We start from the raw sequence: 24,316 nt of genomic DNA on the forward strand, positions 1-24,316 counted from the left end.
TTATCTAAAGACTCTATGTTTTCTTGGTTACTTAGACTTACAGCCACTTATTCCAAATAAAATGAATGAAAGGGAGAAATGATATTCTCCCCTGAACGATAATGGTTATTCGATTGTTAAGTTGTCGCTTTCTTACCAAGTTTATTTTCTTTTCCTTGTATAAGGCGGACGACATTTTGACGGTGTCTCCAAAAAGATAAAATGGTGACAAGCAAACTTAAGTAAAAATAAGCCATTGGATATTGATAAACGTTAGCAAGTAAGATCGTAGCAATTGTAGTTGCTACCATAAAAAGCAGTGACCCTAATGAAACAAATCGGGTTAAAGCAATAGTAATTATAGCAACTACTCCACCTATTAAAGCAGGAATAAGAACGATAGAAGCCATTACACCGATTGTTGTAGCTACTCCTTTTCCACCCCGAAACCCATAATAAATTGGCCAGTTATGCCCAAGGATAGCAGCTAATCCCGCAAGAGCGGGTGCCCATCCTGGACCAAGTATCCATAATGTTACTAATACGGCAAGGATGCCTTTAGCCATATCTAATAACAAGACAGTAACTGCTGGTCCGACCCCAAGTACTCGTAGTGTATTCGTTGCTCCTGCATTACCACTCCCATGTTGCCTAATATCAACCTTTTTAATTTGTTTCGTTATGATATAGCTGAAACTAATTGAACCAATTAAGTAAGAAATAACAAATGCAATTATAATTTCCATTGAACTCTCCCCTACTAACTTTAAAGTGAGTGCCCAGCTTCATCTTTAACATTAAATTGGGCGCCATTTCGTCTAATTTAACCAAACGGCTTCAGCAACCATTCCCCTATAGTTGCCTAAGTTGTTTTAATCGATAGCCTTTAGTTTAACTTACTCACTTTTTTTACGAGCAAAGATTTTAATTGGTGTTCCTTCGAACTCAAATGTTTGTCTCAAACGATTTTCAAGAAAGCGCTGATACGAAAAGTGCATAAGTTCAGGTTCGTTCACAAAGAAAACAAAGGTCGGTGGTCCAACAGCGACCTGTGTAGCATAATTAATTTTTAGACGCTTACCTTTGTCTGTAGGCGTTGGGTTCATTGCAACAGCATCCATCACCATGTCATTTAAGACACTAGTAGACACACGTAGATTATGGTTTTCAGAAACTTTTTGAACCGTAGGTAAAATATGTTGTAATCTTTGCTTTAGTTTTGCTGAGGTAAATAAGATAGGTGCATAACTTAAAAATAAGAAATGATCGCGGATTTTTTGCTCAAAATTCTGCATCGTCTTATCGTCTTTGGCAATTGCATCCCACTTGTTGACAACGATAATTACAGCTCGTCCTGCTTCATGAGCGTATCCTGCAATCTTCTTATCTTGCTCGATAATGCCTTCCTCTGCATTTAAAACAACTAAAACGACATCTGAACGTTCAATAGCTTTTAAAGACCTAAGAACACTATATTTTTCTGTTGTTTCATACACTTTTCCACGCTTTCGCATACCAGCTGTATCTATTAGAACATAATCTTGTCCATCACGTTCGAAAGGTGTATCAATCGCATCTCTTGTCGTTCCAGGTATATTACTAACAATGACTCGATCCTCACCGAGTAATGCATTCACTAAAGAAGATTTCCCTACATTTGGGCGCCCGATTAATGAAATTCTAATCGTGTCCTCATCATACGGATCTTCTTCTTCGTCAGGAAAGTGCTTGATTACTTCATCTAATAAATCACCTAAACCGAGACCATGCGATCCCGAGATAGGAATAGGTTCTCCAAGCCCTAAAGAATAAAACTCATAAATTTTTTCTCGTTGTTCTGGATTATCTATTTTATTTACTCCAAGAACGACAGGCTTTTTCGACTTAAACAACATTTTCACTACTTCTTCATCTGCACCTGTAATTCCTTCTCTACCATTAACAATAAAGATAATAACATCGGCTTCTTTAATGGCAAGCTCAGCTTGCTCACGCATTTGGACTAATAATGGCTCATCACTAAGTTCAATACCACCTGTGTCAATTAAATTAAAATCCCGATGCAGCCATTCTCCAGAACTATAAATACGATCACGAGTTACACCTGGCATATCTTCAACAATTGCAACTCTCTCCCCAACAATTCGATTAAAAATCGTTGACTTTCCTACATTTGGACGACCAACGATTGCAACTACTGGTTTGGGCATACTTTCACTACCTTTCTTTCTATATCTACACTTTACAAATACTGTATTTGTCGTGCGGACGATTTTGGTAACACAACTAATCTATTCTAACAAATATAGGTGCTATTCGACAATTAGATTATTTTTAAACAGCCTAATTATCGTACATCCTCTAAATAGTATTAACGAAAAACACGGATATCTTTCCCTCTTGATGCAGGTAGTTTTCTTACATATTGACCCATATACTCACAGAACTGCTCAAAAGTATGCCAGCTGATAATTACAACAGAAGTTATCGCGATCATATCAAAAAAAGTGGCCGTTCCAAGTATTTGTACTCCATAAATACTTGAGAGAAAGTTTTTAAACAATAACTCGCCTTGTATCAAGCCGGATACTGAAATTACAAACCTCCCACGTAAATCTTTTACTAAAACAATTGTAATAATAGCAATAAGAGCTGAGATAACCCACATTTTATCGACAAGTAAAAACATAACAGGATCATAAAGTTCAACGAGGTGAAGTCCTGCAAATAAAAAAGTTAGTATCATTGATATAAATAACATGTACATCATCATTATTATGTTATAGCTTGAAATTAACCAGTAACAAAGAAACGAAATGAGTAAATAAGCATAAGAAATTTCGTACATACCTATTGAAAAAGACTTATTAAATAAAAATATGATTACAAGTATCCAAAAGGATATCCATGTTCGTTTTTTTGATTTGTTTAAATAAAAGGTACATATAATCCAGCTTATCCACATAAACCAAATAAACCAAATGCCCTCCATGCGCTCATCACCACCTATCCTTAACATATCCTTAACATTATGTACAATTCTAAAAATACTAATCATTTATGCATAAAAGTTATAAGGTTGTGAGACACTACTCAGGATTCTTAGACACGAGTAAGGAGGGAAATGAATATGGGCAAAGATCGCCAAGAGAGAAAATTAAGGAAGTCAGATAAAGTTGAACTAGACAGAGATCAAGATTTAAAATATAGTGGTGCAACTAAACTTGAAGGTCCAGAAGAAGCACGTAAACGCCAGCGATAAATGAACAAAAAGCCATGAGGCATGTAAAGAAAAGAGGCCCTATATCAGCCTCTTTTCTCAAAGATTGTTCACTCTTGCTTTTGGGCCGTAAATCGAGCCGATACTTGGCTCTGCACGCAAAGCGTGAAGGAAAAAAAGGTCTAAAAGCAACAAAGTATACGAAAAACAGCCTTTTTTAATTACCTACGACTAAACTCTTCAGTAGAGAAACCTCTTTGTTTAAGCCAATGATAGGTTGGTCCACTTATAACAAGCGGGACCTTTTTTAATTCATCTACATTTTTGGCACCTAGAGCTGTCATAAGCATTTTAATTTCAGAATGCATACTTTCAATTTCTTTAACTAATGTTTCTTCGCCGTCATCTAACAATATTTTTAGAAAATAGCCTGCTAACCCAGTTGCCGTTGCCCCTAGAGAAAGTGACTTAATGATATCAAGGGCGTTCTGGATTCCACCTGAAGCTATAACATCCATGAAAGGTTGACTCTTTACAACCTCTACGATAGAGGATGTAGTTTGTATACCCCAGTCATTAAAAAATTGTAAAACTTTTTCACGCCTCATGTTTTCAATTTTAGAGAAATTAGTTCCACCAAAACCCCCAACATCAACAATAGTTACACCCGCATCTGCTAATTTTTTCGCTGTCTCTTTACTCATCCCATATCCCACCTCTTTAACAATGACAGGAACAGGTAACGCATTAACTATCTTTTCTATTCGATCAATAGCACCTGAAAAGTCTCTATCACCTTCAGGCATAACGAGTTCTTGAACGACGTTAAGGTGAATTTGCAAAGCATTAGCCTCAAGCATATCAACAGCTACTTTGGCTTGTTCAACCGTTGCTTCACTGCCTAGATTACCGATGATAACACCCTTAGGATATACTTTTCTTACAATGCTATAAGATGCACGTTCTTCAACGTTTTTAATCGCAGCCATCTGAGAACCCACCGCTATACCAATGTTTGTATGTTTAGCTACTTCAGCTAAGCGTTGGTTTACATTTTTCGTACGCTCACCACCGCCACCTGTCATCGCATTGATAAAAATCGGCGAACTCATAACAAGTTCGCCGATAGTAGTAGATATATCAACACGTTCACTATTCATATTAGGCAAGCTTTGGTGAACAAACTGCACATCATTAAATCCATGCTTTTTTTCTTGCCCGATTTCAATTGCATGGGCAATATGTTCATTTTTTCTTACAGAACGAAGTGTCAATGTTATCACCTACGATTTATACTTTTTTAGTTGATCTCCAATCATATCGCCTAAAGAAAACCCTGAGTGTTCGTCTTCATTTTTCGTATATTGTTCTGGAACTTCTTCAACTGTATCCTCTTCTTGTAGTGCACGAATACTTAAAGAAATACGTTTTTCGCCAACGTTAATATCGAGTACTTTTGCTTCAACTTTATCGCCTTCTGTAAGAACTTCTTGAGGTGTGCCGATATGACGATTAGCGATTTGTGAGATATGAACAAGTCCTTCTACACCTGGAGCCACTTCAACGAAAGCGCCAAACGAAACTAGCCGCTTTACTGTTCCTTGTACAACATCACCAGTCCTAATTTCACCTGCAACTGTTTCCCAAGGACCAGGCAATGTATCTTTTAGCGAAAGAGAAACTCTCTCTTTTTCAGCATCTACTGATAACACTTTAACTTTCACCTGGTCCCCTTCTTTGACAACGTCTGAAGGTTTTTCAACACGATGGTGAGCTAGTTGTGAGATATGTACAAGTCCATCCACACCACCTAGATCAACAAATGCACCAAAGTCTGTTAAACGTTGAACTGTTCCTTCCACAACATCGCCTTCATTTAAAGAGCTAAGAACAGATATTTTTTTATTTGTCACTTCTTCATCTAGGACAGCACGTTGAGACAGGATAAGCTTGTTGTTTTCAGGCTCCATTTCAACCACTTTAAGGCGTAGTGTACGTCCTTTATAATTTGAGAAATCCTCTACGAAATGTCTTTCAACAAGTGACGCAGGAATAAATCCTCTAACTCCTAAGTCAACAACAAGTCCACCTTTAACAACATCAGCTACTTGAGCTTCAATCGTTTCTTGATTAGCAAACTTTTCCTGTAACTCAGTCCATGCTTTTTCTGCTTGTACTGCTCGTTTTGAAAGTACAAGTTCATCATCCTGTACTTTACTAACCTTTAGTTCAACATCATCTCCAACATTTAATACGTCACTTACTTTTTCGACGTGAAGACTTGACAATTCACTAATTGGAATAATGCCATCTACTTTGAAACCAACATCAACAAAAGCTTGTTTATCCTCTACTTTTGTAACTTTACCAGTTACAGTGTCACCTACGTTAAAAGCTTTAATTGTCATTTCACTGTTCATTTCTTCCACCATGACCATTGCCTCCTTCAATGTCCAGCATCGGGACGAATATTACAATTTTTTATTACACCTTTCACGATGTGAAAGAGCTGTACCACTAAAAAATGATTGTTACTTGTGCTTATGTAATAATTCAGCAATTGCATTCATAATATAGTCAGTTACTTCACCTGAGGATGCTTTAGCAACGCGCAAACTTTCCATCTCTAAAGGTTCACCGTATATAACCCTCAACTTACTAAAAGGTTTATAGCTACCAATAATAGCACAAGGTATGACCACCGCATCAGTACGCAACGCAAAAAAACCAGCACCTGCTAACCCTTTTCCTAAATTGCCATCTTTACTTCTCGTACCTTCTGGAAAGAGACCAAGAGCTTCTCCTTCTTTGAGGATTTTCAACCCTAGTTTTAATGCTTGCTTATCACCAGAGCCCCTTTTTACAGGAAAGGCACCAACAGCCGAGATTAAACGGCCTAATAAGGGAACCTTAAATAACTCTGCTTTCGCCATATAGTGAACTTTTCTTGGTACATATGAACCTAAAAACGGTGGGTCAAAATTATGGATATGATTACTACAGAGTAATACAGGTCCTTCTTTAGGTATATGCTCTAATCCTATTGTTTCAACACGATAAGTTGTGGAGAAAAACGACCTGCACAAACCTCGTCCAAATACATATAAATTCATGAAATTTAGAACCTCTCCTCAACTAAATGTAATATATTTTCAACCACTTCAGGTATGGACATATGTGTGGAGTCAATTACAACTGCATCAGAAGCTTGTTGTAATGGGGCAAACTCACGATTTGAGTCTAAATCATCACGCCTGGCAATCTCTTCTTTTAACTTTTCAAAATCTGAAGGAAAACCTTTTTGAAGATTTTCTTCATGTCTTCTCTTCGCACGTTCTTCTACTGAAGCAGTTAAAAAAACTTTGACTTCAGCTTGAGGAAGAACATGAGTGCCTATGTCTCTTCCATCCATAACGGTCCCACCACTCTCGGCCATCTTTTGCTGTTGCTTGACCATTTCGAGGCGAACTTCTTCATGACTGGCTACGATTGACACAGTATTTGTAACTTCACTTGATCGAATTTCTTCGGTTACTTCTTCCTCATTCACGTAAACTAATGTACCTAATGAAGTAGGCTTTAGTATAATTAAAGTTTTATCAAGTAATTCCTTTAGTTGCCTACCCTCTTTAGGGTCAATTGAACGTTTTAAGGCACAATAGGTTAATGCCCGGTACATTGCTCCGGTATCAATATATAAATAGGATAACTGTTCAGCTACCATTTTTGCTACGGTGCTTTTTCCAGCGCCTGCTGGTCCATCTATTGCTATGTTTGATTTTCGATTCATAATACACCTCTACTACGATCTATCTTAGTTGTTCAATACTGTTCCAATAAAGGTAAAATAATCTAATAACACTATCATATCATACCACATTAAGCTAACAAAGGTCTAACGATTGTAACTAATAAACAAATATTCTTAACTTTCCAATAAATTTATTGCGTTCGCTTCATAGCTAATTGTTTTTCAAAACAAAAGCGTATAACCTTTTGTCGATCTTGATCTTTAACCTCAACAAATTGCAGTGATACACGATCATTTGATTCGGGAGTTGTTTTAAAAATTCTAACGATTTCACAAACAGTAGGAACATAATTAATTTCTCCTGATTGCATATGAAGAACAAACCAACATTGAACTAAGCCACTCGAAGGCAATGTTTTTCCCGGTGGCAGTGTAACGGCTGCTCCTCCACCACTAATATCCATCGTTACCGCAGTAAACGGATCAAAAGAAACGTTCTTTGGATGAACCGCAACATCAATAGAAGTGTTAATTCGAACATAGTTTCTTCTTTGCGTTCGAATGTATGATGCAACACCAGGATCTGAAAGGACAAACATAGGGATGTTTCCTCTTTTCCGTCCCTGTAACGCGGTTTCAAAACTATATATAGCCTGGTCTTTACCTACATACCAGGCATTAAATTGAAAGCCTTCATAAAAAAAGCCTAACTTTCCAGTTGACTCATTCATAGGGTGGTCAACAATTAATATATTTTCCCCTTTGTCGACTAACCGACATTTGAATAAATTTTGTTGATCTTCTAATCCTTCTAGGTCATTTTTAGGCTCAAGATGGATCGTTGTTCCTATCTCTATCATAGGAAAAACCCTCCCCAATATGTACGTTTTTCTTCTTTTATTATCTCATGAATTTAGAAAAAGAAGAAGCAATAATTGCTTCTTCTTCTAAAATTTATGAAAGATTATAAACCGGTTCTGCATTATCTAATTTTTCTACTAACTCTTCTTCACCATCTTCAGCATTAATGAATATACGGTACGTATCATTATCAATTACACCGTAAAATTCATAACAAAGTACTTCTTCACCAAGGTCATTCACAATAATAGCAAGGTGATCTTCCATCACTTCAAGCTTTCCATTTAAATGGTCTCGAGCTTCTTCTTTTGTTATTGCAGGTTCTTCGAGATCGCGATCATCCTTGTGGTTTAATAAGTAGTCCTCCGCTTCATAGGCTATAACATCACCATCATCTAATGCGACTTCAATGACGATATGGTCAGCATATACACGAACATTATCTTGTAAATAAGCAAATTCAAAAGCACCAATCGAATCATATTGTTTACTATCAACAAGTTGCATTCCTTCAATACCATTTCTCTCTAAGAATTCTTTTGCATTTTCAGCCGCTTCATTCAAGCTAATATTCCGCTCAGTAATTTCGCGATATTGAAGGAACCAAAGAACATGTCCGCCACTTTCAGTAATATCCATAAAATAGTTAGTCTCATGATTCGGATCGTCGATTGTTAGGCTATATGCCTTATATGCTAAACCATCACCTGTTTCAGCTACATGGACCTCTACATTTTCGTCGATCCCAATAAATTCTAATGCTTTTTGTCTTGCTTCTTCTTCATTGATTTTCTCACCATTCAATCTCTCAGCTAAATCTTCATCATTAAATGCATCCATTTGGGAGAACCCAGCTCCCCATTCAGTCTCACTATAACCTTTGACCTTCTCATTCGCCGTTTCAAATCCATTTAAAACCGTATTATCTAATGGTTCATCTAATGCTTGAAACTCTTCTTCAATATCCATCCACAACATATTGTTGCTTAATAATGATGCTTGCGCTTTCCGCAATTCATTTCTAACATCTGTCGACAAATGATACAGGTGCTCAAGTGTATCGTATTCCTCGTCTGTTAATGGGTCCGTTTCTAGATCACGGACAGCAGTTTTATAACTAAAGTCTCCTAAGTCGTGAAGAAATTTTTCTGCTTCATGTATTTCCATCATTCCAAGAGGAAGTTGTCCAATTTCACTTTGAGCGTGTGAAGTAACTCTCCAAATATCTGTAAGCTTGGGTGAAATATGGCGCTTCGTGTTCATCGCTAATACTGCTCCTAAATCATCTTCTAGTTGGTCCACATGATATACAAGAGTATGGAAAGCCCTTTGATAACCAGCTTCTACATTGTTTGCTAACAGTGCATTTTGTTCATGTTCAGTATAGCCCCAATACGAAGTTCCAATTAATCCTAATGCTAATACTCCAATAATTATCGAACGAATCATTTATGTCACCTCCAACCTATTTAGCAAATACATGTTTTCCAATTGTTTTAATTTGTGGTCTTGACCATACCCATGGAGATCTCGCTGTAGCCGGGTTAAAGAAGTACAACGCATGACCTGTTGGATCTTGACCATTGATTGCATCCATTACTGCTCTTCTCGCTTCTTCACTTGGGTTATTATAAATCTCACCGTTTGCAACTGGTTCAAATGCACGCGGTTCATATATAACTTCAGAAATTGTATTTGGGAAATCTTCACTATTTACACGATTAAGTATAACTGCTGCTACCGCTACCATTCCTACATAAGGTTCTCCACGTGCTTCAGCATAAACACATTGAGCCATGAGTTGAATATCATTATCACTAAAGCCTGCCGGGACATTCATCGCTTGCTCAATATTTGGTTCATCTCCAGCTGGTGCATCTGGTGTTTCTTCAGCAGGCACTGGCTCCTCTTGTGCTGGTGTTTCAGCTTCAGGTTCTGCAGGCGCTTCTGGTGCATCTGGTGTTGGCGCAGGGTCTGCTGGTGTTTCCGGTGCATCTGGCGCTGGCGCAGGGTCTGCTGGTGTTTCCGGTGCATCTGGCGCTGGCGCTGGGTCTGCTGGTGTTTCTGGTGCATCTGGCGCTGGCGCTGCTGGTGTTTCTGGTGCAGGTGTATCTGGCGCTGGCGCAGGGTCTGCTGGACGCTCCTCTCTCGGTGCTGGTTGAGCTTGTTGGCGCGCCTGTGGCTCTTCCTGAGGTGCTCCTTTAGGTGCTCCTTTTTGAGCTTTTTGTCCTCGACTTCCTTTAGGCCCTTTTTGAATGTCTAGAGGGGTTGTTCCATAGTGAGTAAAAGAACGCCCCTCATTTAATGCTTTATGAACAAATTCCTTATTGAAATTCGTCGTTCGTTCTAATCTCTCTTTCATTTGTGGCCCTACTAGACCATCGACATTGAGACCAAATTCATTTTGATAATTACGAACAGCCCAATACGTACTCCATCCATAGACTCCATCGATTTTCTTATTATAAAAACCAATGTATTGAAGTCTTGCTTGTAACTCAACCACATCGTCGCCAGTTGCTCCACGCTGGATTACTTGGTCTGTAAATGCCTGAGCTGTCGGCTGTAAAACACCCCCGAACATGATAGTTAAGCAAATTATTGAAACAAGGGGGTATTTTAACTTGTTCGCCATTGTCTTCATGATGTTCTTACCTCCTTAATTATGTTGCTTTTTCTTAATCATGGATATTTAACCATTTCGTATGGTTATTGTTTGTACTTGACCACTTTTTATACAAATTCACGTAATATTTGACAACATTATCTTTTTCTCACATAAAAAAAGGAATGCCGTTAACCGGCATTCCTTTTTGACTCTTACATTGAAGAAAGCACATTAAAATAGCGACCTTCAGGATGAGCAAATACCATTGCTGTCACTGAAGCTTCTGGTTCCATCATGAATTCTTCAGTCAGCTTAATTCCGATCTTTTCAGGTTGTAAGAGCTTAAATAATTTTGCTTGATCTTCTAGGTTTGGACAAGCTGGATAGCCAAACGATACCCGAACTCCTTGATATTTAGCAGAAAAGCGATCTTCCATCGTCATTTCAACTGGGTCTGGAAAACCCCATTTATCTCTCATCAACTGATGCGTTCTTTCTGCAAACCCTTCAGCTAGCTCCAGTGCGGTCGCTTGAATTAAATGACTAAACAAATAATCCCCTTCATCTTTGGCCTTCACCGCTTTTTCACGAACACCAATACCACCTGTTACAGCTAAAAATCCAACATAATCCATTTCGCCACTGTCTACAGAACGTATATAGTCAGCTAAACATAAAAACGGTTCATGATTTTGACGTGGAAATGAAAATCTTTCAATTTCCGTTTTCATATCTTCCGGATCATAAATAATCACATCATTACCATCACTTTGCGCAGGGAAAAATTGATACATCCCTGTTGCTTGTAACAGCCCATTTGTTCTAGCTTCAAATAATAAACTGTCTACCTTATCTTTCAGTAAATGAGCTTTTTCATCTCCTTCAGCCAGTAAACGACTTACCTTTCCTTGTAACCCTAAATGTTTTCCGAGCAACATTTGCAAATTAATATATGGTTCAAGGTGCGAAATTTTATAATCTCTTAATATATGCGGTTGTAAATCACTCGGCCTTTTAATTGGTACTTCTTGAGACACTTTTGAACGAGGAATTATCCTCTTTATTTCACCACTAACTTTGGCTTCTTCATTATTACTTTGTAACAATTTCACACGTTTTTCCTCTTCAAACTTTGTTCGTTCTTCTTCTTTTACAAGTTTATTCGCCAGGTCCAGACCGTTCATTGCATCTTTGGCATATAATACAACACCATCATACTCTGGTGAAATTCGATTATCAGTAAACTTTCTCGTTAAAGCTGCTCCCCCAACAAGAATAGGAATAGAAATATTTTGTTGTTTTAAGTCTTGAGCAGTCAGAACCATTTGTTGAGCTGACTTTACTAGTAAACCTGATAAACCAACTGCATGCGGTTTTTCTTTTTTAATCGCCTCTATTAACTCATTGGATGTTACTTTAATTCCGAGGTTTACAATTTTAAAGCCATTATTACCGAGAATAATCTCGACTAAGTTTTTACCGATATCATGAACGTCTCCTTTTACAGTTGCGAGAAGAATTTTGCCTTTCCCATTATCATCTGACTTCTTCTCCATATATTGCTCAAGGAAAGCCACTGAGGCCTTCATTACTTCAGCACTTTGCAGCACCTCAGCAACAATTAACTCGTTGTTATTAAATAATCGACCTACCTCATCCATACCGTTCATTAGCGGGCCATTAATTATTTCTAAGGGGTCAGGGTACTTTTCTAATGCTTTCGTTAAATCTTCAATTAACCCTTCTTTCGTTCCTTCCACAATATAACTTGCTAAACGCTCTTCAAGCGGTAAGTTTGAAGTTTGAACTTTCTTTTCGACTTTTTTTCCGCGATAAAAAGCAGTAAATTCAGCTAGGGTCTCATCATTGGTTTCATATAACAGTTCGTCAGAAAGTTGTTTTTCTTGTTCTGAAATGGAAGCATACCGCTCTAGTTTTTCTGTATTTACAATGGCATAGTCAAGACCCGCTTGTGTACAGTGATATAAATATACAGCATTTAAAACTTCTCTTCCTACAGGGGGTAACCCAAAAGATACATTACTAACCCCTAGTATCGTTAAACATTCAGGATACGCTTCTTTAATGAGTCGAATTCCTTCTACTGTTTCTTTTGCCGAACCAATATATTGTTCATCACCTGTGCCGACTGGAAAGACGAGTGGATCAAATATTATATCATTTGGCTTCAAACCATATTTATTTACTAATAATTCATACGATCTCTTTGCTACTTCAAGTTTTCGTTCAGCCGTTACCGCCATTCCTTCCTCATCAATCGTTCCAACAACTACTGCAGCACCGTATCGATGAATAAGCGGCAGCACTTTTTCAAACCGCTCTTCACCGTCCTCTAAATTAATAGAGTTAATAATTGCTTTCCCTTGCGAATACGTAAGTGCGAGTTCAATTACTTCTTCGTCTGTCGAATCGATCATCAAAGGTACTTTCACTTTATTAACTACATATTCTAAAAACTTCTCCATATCTTCTTTCTCATCTCGGTCTGGGTCAGCCAAACAAATATCAATAATATGAGCGCCTTTTTTTACTTGTGCTCGAGCAATTTCAGAAGCTTCTTCATATAGACCATCAGCAATTAATGTTTTGAATTTACGTGAACCAATAACATTTGTTCTTTCACCGACAAATAACGGTCTCATACTATCGTCATAAACGAGTGGCTCGATTCCTGAAACAGCGTGAGGGTGACCTATATTCACTTTTCTTGGTTTATATGCTTTCATCGCTTCTGCCATTGCTTTAATATGAGCAGGTGTCGTACCACAACAACCGCCAACTAAATTTAACCAACCTTTTTCCGCAAATGCTGTCAATTTTTTCGTAAGAGATTGAGGTGTTTCATGGTATTTACCATCCTCATCAGGTAAACCAGCATTCGGATAACAACTTACATATGAAGTAGCTAAATCAGATAATGAACGAATGTGATCTTGCATAAACTCCGGCCCTGTCGCGCAGTTTAGACCAACGACTGTAGGTGTCATATGCTCAATTGATAAATAGAATGCCTCAATGTTTTGTCCAGCTAAGGTCGTTCCCATCGGCTCAATTGTTCCTGATATTAAGATAGGTAACTTAACATTTAATTCATTAAAGGCACGTTCTATGCCTAGATACGCAGCTTTAACATTTCTAGTATCTTGACTTGTTTCAAGTAATAGAACATCAACCCCACCCTTGATAAGACCAATTACTTGCTGTTCATATGCTTCAATTAGTTGATCAAAGGTAACACCACCAGTAACCGATAACGACTTTGTTGTCGGTCCCATCGCGCCGGCAACAAAGCGAGGATGTTCTGGAGTAGAAAACTCATCAGCTACTTTCTTAGCGATTTGAGCTGCCTTTATATTTAATTCTTCAGCTAAATGCTGTAAATCATAATCTTCTAATACAATGTCTGTTGCACCAAATGTGTTCGTTTCAACAAGATCAGCACCAGCCTCAAAATACGCACGGTGAATATGTTCTATCACATGAGGAGCTGTTATATTTAGGTACTCATTACACCCCTCATACTCCTCTCCACCAAAGTCCTCAGCTGTTAAATTAGCATCTTGAAGCATTGTACCCATTGCACCATCGAGTACAAGGATTTTTTTCTCTAATTGTTGTTCAAACGGGCTCTTCCCCATAATATCGTTCCTTTCTAGCGTCTCGGTTTCTCTATAAATAGCTGTTCATTATACTTGGTTTTGTAGTGATGATGGGTTGTATCCTACTTGCTCATAGATATATTGAGTCAAGACTACTGTCATTTCATAACGTAGGAAAGGAGTAATCAAATAAATACCGTTAAAATATTGAATCGCTGTGTCGATCAGTGATTTGGCAATATTGATACCTTCTATTTCAGCTCTTTCTTTGTCTTCACCACAAGCTGCCATTCTCCTTCGGATCTCATCTGTGAGCTTAATTCCAGGGACTTCATTATGGAGAAACTCCGCGTTCCTCGAACTTGTCAGTGGCATGATACCAAGGTAAATCGGTTTGTTTATATGCTTTGTCGCTTCATACACATCGATAATTTGCTGTTCACAATAAACGGGTTGAGTCATGAAATAATCAGCACCCGCCGCAATTTTTTTCTCCATACGAACCACTGCTTTTTCCAATGAACGTACATTCGGATTAAATGCTGCTCCTACTGTAAAATTAGCCTGTTGCCCCAAAGATTTTCCAGAAAACGAAATGCCTTCATTTAACTGCTTAATTAAAGAAATTAAATCAAAAGACGTCAAATCATAGACGGAGGACGCCCCGGGAAAATCTCCAACTTTTGTCGGATCACCTGTCACTGCTAATACTTGATTCATCCCTAACGTATGAAGTCCCATCAGATGAGACTGTAGCCCTATTAAGTTGCGGTCTCGACAAGTTAAATGAACTAATGGTCTTGCTCCCACTTGTGACTGCATCATCGCACCTAATGCCATATTATCAACTCGAGGTGAAGCTAATGAATTATCAGCTAATGTAACAGCATCTACCCCTGCTTCATGAAGAGCTTTAGCACCATCAAGAAACTTGTTGACATGTAATTGCTTCGGGGGGTCGAGCTCTACGATGACCGCTGTTCGTTCTTTGGCGATTTCATCAATGGATTTGTCTGTCTCTTTTGTATTTTTTGTTACTTGAATGACGAGTTGCTTTTTCTTGATGTCTTTTTCCGTTATTGGTTTATATCCTTTTAGTGCATCTGCCATTGCCCGTATATGTTCCGGCGTCGTCCCGCAACACCCTCCAAGTAGCCGAACCCCTTGCTCACGAAATCGTAAAGCATTTTCCCCAAAATAATTGGGATTCGATTGATAATAAAACCTTCCATCTTCATAATCTGGCAAACTGGCATTTGGATAACAAGACAAGTAGGCGTTTTTATATAACGATACATCTTCTAATGAACGAATCATATGATAAGGCCCCATGCGACAATTGAGACCAACGACATTAGCTCCCGTCTCAATGAGTGTATTTAGCGCTTCATTAACAGGCGTACCACCGTATAAGACTCCTATATCACCGAGTGCGACTTGCGCGACGATTGGTTTGTCTGTCATTTTTCTAGCTAGTGCAATGACATTTTTCAATTCCTCTAAGCTATAAAAGGTCTCAAATAGCAACCCATCAGGATCTGCTTGCAAAATGTTTTCCAGTTGTTCTTCAAAACTCCTCTGTATTTCTTCATCCGTTACAATTTTAGTTTGTAGTCCAGTGATGCCACCCACTGTTCCTAGCACATACGCGTTATGATCACGAACAGCTCTTTTGGCAATTTCCACTCCTTTACGGTTTAGTTCTGTTACCTTATGTTCAAGTCCATAGTTTGCAAGTTTAATGGAGTTAGCAGCATACGTATTCGTTTGAATAACATTTGCTCCTGCTTGCAGATACTCTTGATGAACTTCGTATATTTTTTCTTCAGCCGTTCTGTTTAAATTCTCAAAGCAAGTTTCTGTAATTCCCTTAGAGTAAAGTAAAGTTCCTATTGCCCCATCCCCGATTAATATTTGTTCTTTAAGCGCATCAAGAAAAGCCATACTATCGCCGTCCTCTTCTTTTTAATTGGCTATTTTCGTATACTTTGTTGCTTTTGGAACATTTTCGCTTCACAACCTGCGTGAAGAGCCTTTTAGTTATTTCGTGACCGCCAAGCTTTCAAAAGCATTGCTGAAGTCATTCTTAATGTCCTCAACACTTTCTAACCCGACTGATAACCTTAACAAACCATCCGTAATTCCCCTTTGCTGTCGTTCTTCACTGGGCATTGCCGCATGTGACATCGTTGCTGGATAAGACAAGATCGATTCAACTGCTCCTAGACTAACGGCAAACACAGGAACTTTTACGTTATTTACAAACTGTCTAACCGCATCTTTATCTTTTAATTCAAAAGAGAGAACGGCCCCAAATCCATCGGCCTGTTCTTTTTGTATATCGTACCCTGAGTGCCCTTCTAACCCTGGGTAATAAACGCGTTCAACTGCTGATTGTTCTTTCAGCCATAAAGCTAATTGATGAGCTGCTTTCGATGAATGCTCCATACGAACATGTAACGTTTTTAAACCGCGTAATACGAGCCAACAATCTTGAACACCTAATACTGAACCAAAAGAATTTTGCAAAAAAGCTAGTTGTTTGCCTAATTCTTCATCTTTTACAACGGCTAATCCAGCAATAACATCACTATGACCTCCAATAAATTTCGTCGCACTATGTAAGACAACATCTACCCCAAGTTCAATTGGACGTTGTAGTGCAGGCGTCATAAATGTATTGTCTACAAACGTTAAACACTCGTATCTTTCCGCCAATGCTACAACTTCTTTTAAGTTAGTAATCTTCATCGTTGGATTAGAAGGGGTTTCAACATAAATGACTTTCGTATTTTCTTGTATACTTGCCTCAATCTCATCCAGATTTGTCATATCGACAAACGTATATTCAATTCCTAATCGGCTTAATACTTGCGTAACAAATCGAAATGTTCCACCGTACACATCTGTTGTAACAACAACATGATCTCCTTTTGATAACAACATAAACGCTGTTGATATAGCTGCCATTCCAGATGCAAAAGCAAAGCCTTGAACTCCACCTTCTAATTCGGCAATCGTTTCTTCTAACGCCGCACGAGTGGGGTTTCCTGAACGACCATAGTCAAACGTTCCAAATTGATCAAAATCAAATTGATGAAAAGTGGAAGCATGTTGAATTGGTACACTTACAGCTCCTGTCTCCTTATCGACTTTTTGATTGTTATGAAGCAAGCGTGTTTGAAAAGAAAATTGTTCACTCATTTTTTTTACATCCCCTCTATGAATTTACATGGTTAAAGGCCTGATCTAAGTCGTGGATAAGATCTTGGCAATTTTCAATTCCTACTGAGAAACGCAATAAACGGTCACACACCCCGTTTGCATTTCGCACCTCTACCGGCATATCCGCGTGGGTTTGTGTCGTCGGATACGTCATTAAGCTTTCAACTCCTCCAAGACTCTCGGCAAACGAGATTAACTTTAATTGCTGTAAGAACGGATTCACCCATTTTGCCTCTTTAATACGAAAAGAAAGCATTCCACCGCGTCCAGGATATAGAACTTCAGTTACTGCAGGATGTTCTTCTAAATAAACAGCTATTTCACGTGCATTTTTTTGATGTTGCTCCATCCGTAGAGTTAATGTCTTCATTCCTCGTATGAGTAACCACGAATCAAATGGGCTTAAAATAGCTCCTATGCCATTGTGGTAATAGGCAATTCGTTCACAAAGCTCTTCACCTTTAGCAACAATCAATCCTGCAATCACATCATTATGTCCGCCTAAGTATTTAGAAGCACTATGAATGACAATATGAGCACCATCATTTATCGGTTGCTGTAATAGAGGTGTATAAAACGTGTTATCGACAATTAATAGCAAATTATTTTTTTTAGCCATTTGGCCTAGCGCTGATAAATCAGCTTCTTGCATTAACGGGTTAGTTGGACTTTCTATAAATAACGCTTTCGTCTTTTCAGTGATTAATTGTTCAAATTCTTCTAGGTTTCTTGGGTCTCCATAAACAAATGACAGCCCCCAATTTTTCCACCCATTTTCAAACAAACGATACGTCCCACCGTATAAATCACTTGATGCCAAGATTTCATCTCCTAGCTCAAATAAAGAAAGCACGGTTTGTATGGCAGCCATACCCGAACTACAGGCAAACCCTTGATCACCTGCCTCGAGTTGAGCAATTGCTTTTTCTAACACCAACCTTGTTGGATTTCCTGTTCTTGAATAATCAAAACCAGTTGATTCCCCAATTCCGGTATGGCGGTAGGCTGTTGAAAAATAAACAGGAGTGTTGATTGTACCTGTATGTTCATCTTGCCTGTTCCCAATTTGTACCAGTTTTGTTTCTAGCTGCTCTTTATTCATCGTACCTCTCCTCTACTCTTATCAATGCAAAAAACCTTCCTCTTATAAATTAAGAAGAAGGTTAAGAATACAATTTCTTTTGGTTAAACTTCTTCTTATCTATCAAGCTATCGCTTGCTGGAATTAGCACCTGACTGTATAAATACAGCTGGTTGCTGAGACTTCACCGGGCCATTCCCTCCGTCTCTCTTGATAAGAAAATCAATTTTCAATTTTCAATTTTCACTTGTTATTAAATTACATGAATTGCGCGAAAAAAGCAATAGGTTTTATATGAATTACTTTATTTATTTCAAGAGGTCCTTCCGCTTTTCTTTTTGTCTAGCTCTAGGGGCCATCGGCTCGAGGTCACTTCGGCCCATCAAACGTGTCCAAAACCGGGACACTTTTTGTTGGTCCTCCAGCGCTTGTCGCCGATAAGCAGGCCCCTTCCGCTTTTCTTTTTATTCAGGGGTTACATCTATTTGTAAGTCATCTTCATTACCACAGACGCAACGTATAAACCCTGTTTCATAGTTACCGTCTTTTGCTCGGCTTCCTCGAAGAATAAACTTTTCACCACATTTTTGACAACGAATTACGACACGATATCTTGTGTTTTCAGTCATATTTACACCCCTAACACTCGATCTAGTTTGCCACTTTCACCTTGTGTATACTAAACGTCCAAAGGCCAATCATAAATAAAAGCATCGTAATGTGAATATATCTGTCCATTGTTAATAATATTAAATCATAGCTTCCGTGAAGTAAAATGGGAAGAAATAAAGAAAGGAGTACAAAACGATTACGCCGCTTTTTTGAAAACTTCGCTTTCCCCAGATAATATCCCATAATTACACCAAACAACGCATGGCTACTTACAGGAAATAACGCTCTAAGCCAAGCTGTTTCTAGACCATTTGCTATTAGGTAAAAAAAGTTTTCTACAGAAGCAAACCCTAACGAAATAGACACCCCGTAAATAATACCATCATATGTTTTATTGAAAGTTGCATGCTTATACGCAAAGAAAAAAAGGAGAAACCATTTAAAGAACTCTTCAGTAAACGCATACCCGAAAAAAGCAATCGTAAACTCCGAGGTAAATACACCTTCCACTTCAAATGCATATTGAATGACCATGACTGGAAACACCAAAAGAGCACCTATAATAAATGTTTTTATGATCATTAGCAATGCTTGGTGACTGACATCGTTTTTAAGATAAAAATAACAAAATAAAGCCATGGCTGGACCAGTGGTTGCCGTTATGAGCGAAAACAACGTTTTTCCAATCCTCTCTGAACTTCAATCAATTCTCTATATTTTAAACCCTTCTTCTATGTCTCCACCAGATGAAATTAATACAGCAAGCTTTATTCTTGCTTTTTTTGAGTCATAGTCCTTTCCTAAGAAAGCACCTCTTAACCTCAAGTCGTGAGCACTACCACGATAGTCATAGGAGGTATGTACTTGCCCTTCTTCAGCACTAGTAGTAACAACTACTTGAACTCCTGCTTTTATAGCTTCTGTAATATCATCTACCATGTGAGGTGATGTTTGCCCTCTTCCGACACCTTCAAGGACAATTCCTTTTGCCCCCTCACTCACAGCACATCTAATAAATTTACCATCTGCCCCTGCATAGCATTTAATAATTTCCACTTGAGGGAGGGAATTATTAATTAAATAGCAGTCTCTTTCGATTGGTTTTTGATAGACACTCACAACATCGTTATCGATAATTCCTAAATAACCATAACCAAATGATTCAAAACCTTGCATATTTGACGCATGTACTTTTTTTACATATTTTGCTGACCATATTCGCTCATTAAATACTATCACTGTCCCAATATTATCTAGGCTTTTATCGACTGCTACATATATTGAATTTCTAAGGTTTGAATAAACATCTGTACCGAGATCATCTGGTGATCGTTGCGAACCTGTCACAACGATCTTTCTTTGGTCGGTAACAGCTAAATCTAAAAAGTAAGCTGTTTCCTCCAATGAATCTGTGCCATGGGTAACGACAATCCCACTTACTGATTGATCTTCAAAAACTTCATCAATCTTCTTTTTTAATTCGAGCATCCGATCAAAATCGATATGCATGCTTGGAAGCTGGAATAAACTATGTACTTCTACCTGAATATCAGACGGTAACCGGCAAAGTGAAGCTAATTCTTCACCAGTTAACTCTCCTGATGACAGCAAACCACTAGCAATTTTTTTGGATGCAATTGTTCCTCCTGTTGTAATTAAAGCGACCTTTCTCATATGTCTAGTCTCCCTGTCTATTAAGTTTTTTTCCTTTGATCAATTCGAACTATGATCTCTCTTAACGATTTCAGCTGAAATTAAGCCACCATGAAAGCGCCCGTTTTCAATAAAGATTTCATTTGCATTATTTCCTGCTGCAATAACTCCAGCGATAAAAATACCTTCCACATTCGTTTCCATTGTCTCCTCATTGAAAATCGGTCTTCCTGTCTCATTTTCAGTGCCTACACCCATTTTATGCAAAAACGAATGATCTGGGTGGTATCCAGTCATTGCAAAAACAAAATCTGCATTCTCTTCTCTTTTTACTCCGTTTACTTCATAAACTACAATTTCTTTTTTTATTTCAATCACTTCGGCGTTAAAAACCATTTGTATGAGATCATTATTAATTAAAGATGCAAACTCTGGCAAAATCCAAGGTTTTACGCTTTTTGAAAATTCATGACCACGATAGAGAACCGTTACTCTAGCTCCAACGCGCTCGAGTTCAAGTGCAGCATCAACAGCTGAATTTTTACCACCAATCACAACGACATCTTTGTCGAAGTAAGGGTGCGCTTCTTTAAAATAATGGAAGACATGACTTTGATCCTCACCTTTTACTCCCATCATGTTGGGATGATCATAATAACCAGTGGCTACAATGACATACTTACAATGATATTCAACCGGTAATTCTCTATTTTTAAGTGTACTTACAGTAAAGGTATCATCATTTCTTTTTTTAACTTCTGTTACTTGTTCATAAGCGTGAATACGGATTCCCCTACGCTTAACCACTTCTCGATAATAAGATAGGGCTTGATTTCTCTTAGGTTTCCTTTCAACTGTAACAAAAGGGACCCCACCAATTTCAAGTTTCTCACTAGTACTAAAAAAGGTCTGATGTGTCGGGTAACGGTAGATTGAGCTAACAATATTATCTTTTTCAATCACTAATGGGTTATACCCTTGATCCATTAACGCAATAGCTGCTGCTAACCCACATGGACCTCCGCCAACGATAATAACTTCTTCTTGAATCATAACATTTCCACCTCTTGTTTTATCTCTAACAACTATAAACCCTTGCATCAATTCGATGCAAGGGTTGTAGTTTATTATCTAACATTTCTTTAATGCAACCTTAAAATAATAATAATAATTATACCCAACCTCTAAACCTAGAAGCTTCCGCCATTTTACGAACACCGACCATATAGGCAGCTAGTCGCATGTTTACTTTTCTGCCACGAGAAAGGTTATAAATGTTATTAAATGCTTGTACCATTACTTTTTCTAATTTTGCTTCTACTTCTTCTTCCGTCCAATAATAACCTTGATTGTTTTGAACCCACTCGAAGTAAGAAACTGTCACACCACCTGCACTAGCCAAAACATCAGGAACGATTAATACATTGTTTTCAGTTAAAATGCGCGTTCCTTCCAACGTCGTTGGACCATTCGCTGCTTCAACGACAATTTTAGCTTTAATGTTTGCAGCATTTTCCTCTGTAATTTGATTTTCAATTGCAGCTGGTACAAGAATATCACAATCGAGTTCTAGTAATTCTTTATTTGAAATCGTTTCTTTGAAAAGATTTGTTACCGTACCGAAACTATCCCGACGATCGAGTAAATATTCAATGTCTAGACCATCAGGATCATGCAGAGCACCATATGCATCTGAAATACCAATCACTTTTGCTCCTTGGTCATGCATGAATTTCGCCAGAAAGCTTCCTGCATTTCCGAAACCTTGGATGACGACTCGTGCCCCTTCAATATCAATACCCTTTTTCTTTGCTGCTTCTCTAATACAAATCGTTACACCTTTCGCTGTAGCCGATTCACGGCCATGTGAACCACCGAGTACAATCGGCTTTCCTGTAATAAATCCTGGTGAATCGAATTCACGAATTCTACTATATTCATCAAGCATCCAAGCCATAATTTGAGAGTTTGTAAATACATCAGGTGCTGGAATGTCTTTCGTTGGACCTACTACCTGGCTAATAGCACGAACATACCCCCGACTTAATCGCTCTAATTCACGGAATGACATATCGCGAGGATCACAAACGATACCACCTTTCCCTCCACCGTACGGTAAGTCAACAATTCCTGCTTTAAGACTCATCCAAATTGATAGCGCTTTCACTTCTGTTTCTGTAACACTTGGATGGAACCTTACTCCACCTTTTGTTGGACCAACGGCATCATTGTGTTGAGCGCGGTATCCTGTAAAAATCTTAGTTGAGCCATCATCCATTCGGACTGGAATACGAACAGTCAACATTCGAATTGGCTCTTTCATTAACTCAAACATTTCATCGGCATAACCAAGTTTATCTAATGCCTCTTTTATTACTTTTTGCGTGGAAAATAACACATTCATATTTTCCTTTTCTTTAGACTCAGTAGCTTCCTGCCTGTCCTTCTCTACCATGAAATTCACCTCGAAGATATAATCAAACAAAAGTGTAATTATATTAAAAACTTACCATCTTTAACTATAAAGAAAAAGCCACATTTTTTCCACCCATTGTTACAAAAAGTTTTTTAAACTTCTGTTGCTATACATCTGATCAAATAAAACTACACCGAAGGAAGTTTCACATTATAAGTTAAAAGACATAAAATAGAAGCTATGTCTGTCAAAAATTTATCAATTTAAGGAGGAACAAACTACTTAAAAAATCAATTTACTATACTATCACTATTTACCCTTACATAAATTAGGTTATTATTACCTATAGATATGGTATTATATTCAATAATGGAGGGATTTTGAATGAATAACGTTGTCGTTAATGATATTACTCTTTATTATGACCGACTTGGAACTGGAGAACCACTCGTCCTCATCCACGGTTTAGGTGAAAGAAAAGAAGGGTGGAAATATCAACATGATCTGGCTGATCATTATGATTTAATTATTCCTGATTTAAGAGGGTTTGGAAAATCAACACTCCCTGACAACAAAGAAATATCTATTACTAGTTTTGCAAAAGACATTCTATCCCTCCTAGATAAGCTAAATATAAAGAAAGCTCATATTTGCGGGTTATCAATGGGAGGCATTATTGCACAAGAAATTTATAAATTAAATTCCTCAAAAGTTCAATCACTCATTCTTGCTAATTCAATCTTTTATGTACCAAAGTGGCTCGGAAATTTTATTTATAAGATTAAAAGAAAGAAGATCGAACAGCTTACTCCTGAAAAACATAAAATGATTTCAACTGAAAGGTGTCTTTTTTCGAAAGATATAGAGATGGTCGAAAAAGTGTTACCTGCTTGGTCCGACAAACGCGTCTGCTTTATTCCAGCGTGGAAAGCGTGCTTAGAAATCGATTATCGAACGCTCTTACCGACAATCGATGTCCCGACATTAATCATTTTATGTAAGAATGACAAAATTTGCCGACCTTATAACCAAAAGAAGATGCACAAGCTTATTCCAAATTCACAGTTAGTAACGATTAAAAAGGCAGGTCATGTTGGTAAGATAGAAAAACCAGATGAGTTTAATCATGCGATTTTGCACTTTTTACAAAGTACATATGATCAGGATCAAACAACATCCGCCGAATTTTTCATGGAAGTAAAGTAGAAACTTATCATTAAAAGTTTAATATAAGGGGCTAACTTGATATAGTTAACCCCTGTTTTGACAGAGAAAAGGCTGACTCAAATT

Annotated in this window: 21 protein-coding genes and 1 riboswitch; of the genes, 2 read left to right on the top strand and 19 right to left on the bottom strand. The window is 37.9% G+C overall.

The window, feature by feature from the left end; genetic code table 11:
* Positions 1 to 116: 116 nt before the first annotated feature.
* The 3 genes from plsY to ACNSTQ_RS11405 form a co-directional block, all read right to left on the bottom strand.
* Positions 117 to 725 (bottom strand): glycerol-3-phosphate 1-O-acyltransferase PlsY, encoded by a 609-nt coding sequence (gene plsY, locus ACNSTQ_RS11395; protein WP_418199935.1) that lies wholly within the window; start codon positions 723 to 725, stop codon positions 117 to 119.
* A 150-nt stretch (positions 726 to 875) separates the two neighbouring features.
* Positions 876 to 2,189: a ribosome biogenesis GTPase Der gene (gene der / locus ACNSTQ_RS11400; RefSeq protein WP_418199936.1), complete on the bottom strand. Its 1,314-nt coding sequence runs from the start codon at positions 2,187 to 2,189 to the stop codon at positions 876 to 878.
* Between the two features lie 161 nt (positions 2,190 to 2,350).
* The gene (locus tag ACNSTQ_RS11405; RefSeq protein WP_418199937.1) at positions 2,351 to 3,037 is read right to left on the bottom strand and encodes a hypothetical protein; all 687 of its coding nucleotides are present in this window, start codon (positions 3,035 to 3,037) and stop codon (positions 2,351 to 2,353) included.
* 72 nt (positions 3,038 to 3,109) lie between these two features.
* Between ACNSTQ_RS11405 and ACNSTQ_RS11410 the strand changes: the two genes are divergently transcribed.
* Positions 3,110 to 3,241 carry a YpzI family protein gene (locus tag ACNSTQ_RS11410; RefSeq protein WP_418199938.1) on the top strand — a complete coding sequence of 44 codons (132 nt, stop codon included), beginning with the start codon at positions 3,110 to 3,112 and terminating at the stop codon, positions 3,239 to 3,241.
* A 179-nt stretch (positions 3,242 to 3,420) separates the two neighbouring features.
* Here the strand turns inward: ACNSTQ_RS11410 and fni are convergent, their stop codons facing one another.
* The 16 genes from fni to ACNSTQ_RS11490 form a co-directional block, all read right to left on the bottom strand.
* Positions 3,421 to 4,473 carry a type 2 isopentenyl-diphosphate Delta-isomerase gene (gene fni / locus ACNSTQ_RS11415; protein WP_418199939.1) on the bottom strand — a complete coding sequence of 351 codons (1,053 nt, stop codon included), beginning with the start codon at positions 4,471 to 4,473 and terminating at the stop codon, positions 3,421 to 3,423.
* Between the two features lie 9 nt (positions 4,474 to 4,482).
* Positions 4,483 to 5,631, bottom strand: a complete 1,149-nt coding sequence (gene rpsA, locus ACNSTQ_RS11420) for a 30S ribosomal protein S1 (protein WP_418199940.1) — start codon at positions 5,629 to 5,631, stop codon at positions 4,483 to 4,485.
* A gap of 99 nt (positions 5,632 to 5,730) precedes the next feature.
* Complete coding sequence (locus ACNSTQ_RS11425) at positions 5,731 to 6,312, bottom strand: lysophospholipid acyltransferase family protein (protein WP_418199941.1); 582 nt, start codon at positions 6,310 to 6,312, stop codon at positions 5,731 to 5,733.
* 5 nt (positions 6,313 to 6,317) lie between these two features.
* Positions 6,318 to 6,989, bottom strand: a complete 672-nt coding sequence (cmk, locus tag ACNSTQ_RS11430) for a (d)CMP kinase (RefSeq protein WP_418199942.1) — start codon at positions 6,987 to 6,989, stop codon at positions 6,318 to 6,320.
* A 152-nt stretch (positions 6,990 to 7,141) separates the two neighbouring features.
* A complete protein-coding gene (locus ACNSTQ_RS11435; protein ID WP_418199943.1) occupies positions 7,142 to 7,810 on the bottom strand; it encodes a flagellar brake protein in 669 nt (222 codons plus the stop codon).
* Positions 7,811 to 7,904: 94 nt separating this feature from the next.
* A complete protein-coding gene (gene ypeB, locus ACNSTQ_RS11440; protein ID WP_418199944.1) occupies positions 7,905 to 9,260 on the bottom strand; it encodes a germination protein YpeB in 1,356 nt (451 codons plus the stop codon).
* A 16-nt stretch (positions 9,261 to 9,276) separates the two neighbouring features.
* Positions 9,277 to 10,455, bottom strand: coding sequence for a cell wall hydrolase (locus tag ACNSTQ_RS11445; protein ID WP_418199945.1), 1,179 nt, complete (start codon positions 10,453 to 10,455; stop codon positions 9,277 to 9,279).
* Positions 10,456 to 10,631: 176 nt separating this feature from the next.
* The gene (metH, locus tag ACNSTQ_RS11450) at positions 10,632 to 14,078 is read right to left on the bottom strand and encodes a methionine synthase (protein ID WP_418199946.1); all 3,447 of its coding nucleotides are present in this window, start codon (positions 14,076 to 14,078) and stop codon (positions 10,632 to 10,634) included.
* A gap of 48 nt (positions 14,079 to 14,126) precedes the next feature.
* On the bottom strand, positions 14,127 to 15,983 hold the full coding sequence (locus tag ACNSTQ_RS11455) for a bifunctional homocysteine S-methyltransferase/methylenetetrahydrofolate reductase (RefSeq protein WP_418199947.1): 1,857 nt from the start codon (positions 15,981 to 15,983) through the stop codon (positions 14,127 to 14,129).
* 96 nt (positions 15,984 to 16,079) lie between these two features.
* Positions 16,080 to 17,243 (bottom strand): cystathionine beta-lyase, encoded by a 1,164-nt coding sequence (gene metC, locus ACNSTQ_RS11460; protein ID WP_418199948.1) that lies wholly within the window; start codon positions 17,241 to 17,243, stop codon positions 16,080 to 16,082.
* Between the two features lie 16 nt (positions 17,244 to 17,259).
* On the bottom strand, positions 17,260 to 18,366 hold the full coding sequence (locus ACNSTQ_RS11465; protein WP_418199949.1) for a methionine biosynthesis PLP-dependent protein: 1,107 nt from the start codon (positions 18,364 to 18,366) through the stop codon (positions 17,260 to 17,262).
* Between the two features lie 92 nt (positions 18,367 to 18,458).
* Positions 18,459 to 18,565: riboswitch (SAM riboswitch) on the bottom strand.
* Positions 18,566 to 18,809: 244 nt separating this feature from the next.
* A complete protein-coding gene (locus ACNSTQ_RS11470) occupies positions 18,810 to 18,974 on the bottom strand; it encodes a hypothetical protein (protein WP_418199950.1) in 165 nt (54 codons plus the stop codon).
* Positions 18,975 to 18,996: 22 nt separating this feature from the next.
* Positions 18,997 to 19,632 carry a glutamic-type intramembrane protease PrsW gene (gene prsW / locus ACNSTQ_RS11475; RefSeq protein WP_418199951.1) on the bottom strand — a complete coding sequence of 212 codons (636 nt, stop codon included), beginning with the start codon at positions 19,630 to 19,632 and terminating at the stop codon, positions 18,997 to 18,999.
* Positions 19,633 to 19,668: 36 nt separating this feature from the next.
* A complete protein-coding gene (locus ACNSTQ_RS11480) occupies positions 19,669 to 20,631 on the bottom strand; it encodes an asparaginase (protein ID WP_418199952.1) in 963 nt (320 codons plus the stop codon).
* A 39-nt stretch (positions 20,632 to 20,670) separates the two neighbouring features.
* A complete protein-coding gene (locus ACNSTQ_RS11485) occupies positions 20,671 to 21,663 on the bottom strand; it encodes a YpdA family putative bacillithiol disulfide reductase (protein WP_418199953.1) in 993 nt (330 codons plus the stop codon).
* 118 nt (positions 21,664 to 21,781) lie between these two features.
* A complete protein-coding gene (locus ACNSTQ_RS11490) occupies positions 21,782 to 23,065 on the bottom strand; it encodes a Glu/Leu/Phe/Val family dehydrogenase (RefSeq protein WP_418199954.1) in 1,284 nt (427 codons plus the stop codon).
* A gap of 345 nt (positions 23,066 to 23,410) precedes the next feature.
* On the opposite strand from ACNSTQ_RS11490, the gene ACNSTQ_RS11495 reads away from it, so the two are divergent.
* Entirely contained in the window at positions 23,411 to 24,232 is an 822-nt protein-coding gene (locus ACNSTQ_RS11495) for an alpha/beta fold hydrolase (RefSeq protein ID WP_418199955.1), read from the top strand.
* Positions 24,233 to 24,316: the final 84 nt, after the last annotated feature.

This window comes from Alkalihalobacterium sp. APHAB7 (assembly GCF_048323755.1).
Classification (GTDB): domain Bacteria; phylum Bacillota; class Bacilli; order Bacillales; family Bacillaceae_F; genus Alkalihalobacterium.